Source organism: Mesorhizobium sp. M2A.F.Ca.ET.039.01.1.1, from assembly GCF_003998035.1.
In the GTDB taxonomy this organism is placed as follows: Bacteria; Pseudomonadota; Alphaproteobacteria; order Rhizobiales; family Rhizobiaceae; genus Mesorhizobium.
Genome location: NZ_RZRY01000608.1, coordinates 1 through 3795, shown reverse-complemented (window position 1 = coordinate 3795; position 3795 = coordinate 1). Strand labels below are relative to the sequence as shown.

Genomic DNA, 3795 nt, shown 5'->3' with positions numbered 1-3795 from the left:
TCAGGGGACTCAACACGGCCAGCCAAATCCAGCCTAAGTACAATTGCGGCAACGTCCGGCAGGCCAAGACAAGTCAAGGACCGGGCGGAGAAATCCAAAAGCTCTGAGTTCGGGGCGACTACTGAGGTTTCAGTCGCGAAAGCCTGTTGGGTCTCGACAAGCGAAAGCAGCGGCCGTACTCCCGGCTGATGCTGCTCCGGAAGGGATCGCCACTCCGAAACAGGCACCGCCCGTTTGCCGAGAAACTTCCGCTCGAAAAGTTTGATCTCCGTCTGGTCGTCGTCAAATCTCGTCTCGAAAACGTAACTCATCGGCCGACCTTGAATGCACTTTCTGGAACGCGCTTGCCGACAATCTTTGCCAAACGATCAGCAAGCTTTCGCTGCCAGGAATAGGTGTCGGAACCACCGTGTCCCCAGGTCAACTCAGTCGATGTTTCGTGATGACCCTGTCCCACAAAAATCTGAACGTCATTCGAGCCGTAGTTACGGTTGTAGAAAGTCGGGGCGGATTGCTGTCTGGCTGAGCTCCAGATGTGGCATTTTCCATTGTGATTCCAATCCGCGATGACACAGTCCGCCACCTTGAACAGCAGCACTGCATGGTCGGAGGACACAGGCTTTCCATCGGTAGAGAGGGTAGCAAAGCCGGCGTCGCCGAAAATCCGCTTGGCTTCTCGCTGTCCTTGTGCGCCGAACGCCACCCACGTCTCGACCGAAAAGCCTTCTTTCCGATAGAAATTGTACATGCCTTCCCAGAACGCCCGCCGATATTTCCACATGCGCTTCGCGTCGAAATCGACCGTAGTTGCGTCGACGACGTCCAGAAACTGGCGGAGAGACTGGCGCGTCAACCATCCGAGAACTAGGTCCTTGTGCGGCAGCGACACCCAGTTGGTTGGTCTCAACCTTGGATCATCGAACGCCTTGACAATGAGAGCGAGAAACTGGTCCTGCACGTTAAGATCGGCGCCTTTGTTGACGAACGGCCGTAGCAGAGCTTCAACGATCGCCGGTCCCTGCCCGTGGAAGGCCACCTTTCCATTCTTCAGCGCATATTTTTCGACCAGTTCGAGACGCCGTTCATGGTCACTTTCGTAGGCCAGATCGCGAAGCAGCGCGGCGACGACTGCTTCAGTTAGCCCACCATGCGCCACGATATCGCCTAGACCAAAATCGCGAAAGATCTCGACAGGTGAGCGACCGCTGGAGACAACCTCGAGAGCCAGTTCCACCGGACCACGCTCCAGATCGAAGATCGCGAACCGCTTGTGAATATCCGACCATGGTCCAGGCCATCTCGACGAGAGGCTTTGCAGCGATCGCGCTACCTGGTCTCGCGCCACTTGATCCTTTGCATAGCTTTGTAGAAAAGCACTTGCCAGGCTTCTGAAAAACCGTGGCTTGTCGGCCACCTCCCACTCGCGAAGAAGAACGCCCAACACGTCGCCAGCTTCGGCCAAGGCGGGCTGCGTGCTCCACAGACACCAGGCCGCGTCACGAAGCTGCTTCCTGGTTAGTGTCAATCCCGAAGCCGAGGCGTCACGGATTTCCCTCGCAGTGGCATTGAGGTCGACTTTGCCCGGCTTGTAATTGGCCTGAGGCAGGTTCCACAGCCTCTCTGCGACTTCCGATACGACGGGAATGCGTGGCAGAATGGTGCCGGATGCTCCGACAGTGACTGCAAGCGCTCACAGGCGGTTTTCAACTCAGTTGCCACTGACTTTGTCCAGCTGGCTTCGCAGATTCTGAAGCTGCTCATCCATTCTTTCGGTCAATCGAAGAACATCGCGCAGCCGCTCCATGCTGTTCGTGCTCATGACGAACCGGAGGTCGATGCGCCTCTGCCCGTCATCCGCCACACCCTTGATCTGACGCGTCGACGAGTATCCGGCGACCGACAGGATCTCGGTTCCCTGATCGTTGCGGAGCGTCCGAAGCATGGGCTCCTTACTTACAAGACGTCGAAAAGTGTTCACGGCTCTGGCCGTCGACAGCGGCCAATTGTCTTCGTCGTTTCCTGCTGCGTCGGTATGGCCTTCAATGAACATTGTTTCCAAGCTGGCAGCCTGAACGTCGCTGCGAGACGTGTAGTTCGGAAGCACCTGGGCGAGAACAGCAGCGAGCGTGTCGACACGTTGGCCCGCCGTCGCGTTGAGTTCGGCTCTTCCAAGGCCGAAATTGATTGCGTTCTCGCCAAGCCGCACGACGCCGCTTTCGGCATCGATCGTGACATTCAACCCTTTGCTGCGCAGGGCGTCGCGTATGTCCACTAGAAGCTTGGTTCGCACTTCATCCGACTCGTTGAGAACCCTGATCTCGGACGTCACGCGATCGCGCAACTCGCCAACTCTGGAGGTCACCTGCCGGGCAACCTCCGCCGCCTGCTTGAGCTGCTTGATCTGCTCTTCGGAAGTCTGCGTCTGCTGACGGAAATTTGCGGCGAACACCATCAAGAGGATGATGAAAATGAAGAGTACTCCAACCATCATGTCGGTCATGGAGATGAAGTAATTTTCCTCTTCCTCGACGTGGGGGTCCCCAAGGGCTGAAGTCATGTCACTCATCATGCTGCCCTACTGTGCCGCGATGTGGCGGCCGCTTTTCGCAAGCTGCTCAATCGTGTCACTAAGATCAGACGTATTTTCCTTGATCTCGGACACGATCGTCGCAAGCGTGCTGACTGCCTTTCCAAGACCCTCGTCGGTCTGCTTAGTAAACGAATAGAGCTTGTCAGCCTGAGCTGCAGTAGCGTCACCTAGAACCTGCACAGCCTTGGCGAGGTCTTGATCGACGCGATCGAATTGTGCGCGGTACCCCTCCCATAGTTGTCGTAGCCCCGCAACTTGCTCCGTCAATGACTGAGCGAGCAACCCGGCCGACTGATTCGATGCATCCATTGTGGACAGCGTCTTACCCACCGATGCGTTGAGTTCAGTGGTCGCTCGCGCCATTTTGTCAGCACTCTCCAGGAGCGGCGCTGACGTCGAACGAATGTGCTGTGCCGTGTCCGAGAACGCGTCAGCAACGATACGCGTCTGCGTCGACGCTTCGGTGATGGCAATTGCCTGATGGGACAGTGCGCTTTCGCCGCGGCTCATCGCGGCCTGAAAGCGATCTATTTCAGAGGAGATTCGCTCGAACGCGTTCGCTACCCCGCTCTGCAACGCATTCACGGCGTCGGCCGAGGCCGAGGTAACACTGGAAGCCATGCCTTCCTGGGCCTCACGCAGCCTGTCACTGGTCTGTTTTGCGTCGGCGGCCGAACTGGATTGAAACTCCGTCAGTCCCTGCATGAGGTTCCTAACCTGGCCTTCAAGCCCGTCCATCACGCGGCCCATCGCTGCCTCGACCTTGCTCGAAGCACCACTGGCGGCATTGCCAAGCTCCGTTTCGATGCGCGCATTGGCGGCGTCCATGGTCTGCTTGAATGCGGCGACGACGTCCGCCAGCCCTGCCCTACTCTGTTCCGCACTACCTTCGAGTCGAGTTCCCGCTTCGCTGACCAATCGATTTAGGTTTTCGGCAGCCTCTGAGAGCCGCCTTGAAAAATCTTCTCCACCCCCGCGCATGCCCTCATGTGTCTTGACTAGCGACACCTGAATTTCTCGCAAAGCGTCCTGCACGCCGCGCATCTCCGTGCCTGCGCCGTTTTGCAGCGCAGCCGTGAAATCCTTAGTCATGTCGGCCAAGCCAGACTGGCTTGTCGCCTTCAGCTGCTCGATCGCTGTCCCGATCTGAGTTCCAACTGGGGAGAACGCCCGCTCCATAGCCTGTTCGATCAGCGGCCCAACAC

Annotated in this window: 4 protein-coding genes; all 4 read right to left on the bottom strand. The window is 57.6% G+C overall.

The genetic code is table 11. From position 1 onward, the window contains the following. A partial coding sequence (locus tag EOA24_RS42535) for a hypothetical protein (protein ID WP_210213619.1) occupies positions 1-311 on the bottom strand: 311 nt, incomplete at its 3' end. Further along, a complete protein-coding gene (locus EOA24_RS30325; protein ID WP_189354361.1) occupies positions 308-1525 on the bottom strand; it encodes an EH signature domain-containing protein in 1218 nt (405 codons plus the stop codon). The genes EOA24_RS30325 and EOA24_RS42535, both read right to left, overlap by 4 nt. A gap of 183 nt (positions 1526-1708) precedes the next feature. Further along, positions 1709-2557 carry an OmpA family protein gene (locus tag EOA24_RS30320; protein WP_127410400.1) on the bottom strand — a complete coding sequence of 283 codons (849 nt, stop codon included), beginning with the start codon at positions 2555-2557 and terminating at the stop codon, positions 1709-1711. An 18-nt stretch (positions 2558-2575) separates the two neighbouring features. Next, the coding region (zorA, locus tag EOA24_RS41300; protein ID WP_149998826.1) for an anti-phage ZorAB system protein ZorA at positions 2576-3795 on the bottom strand (1220 nt) is incomplete at its 5' end.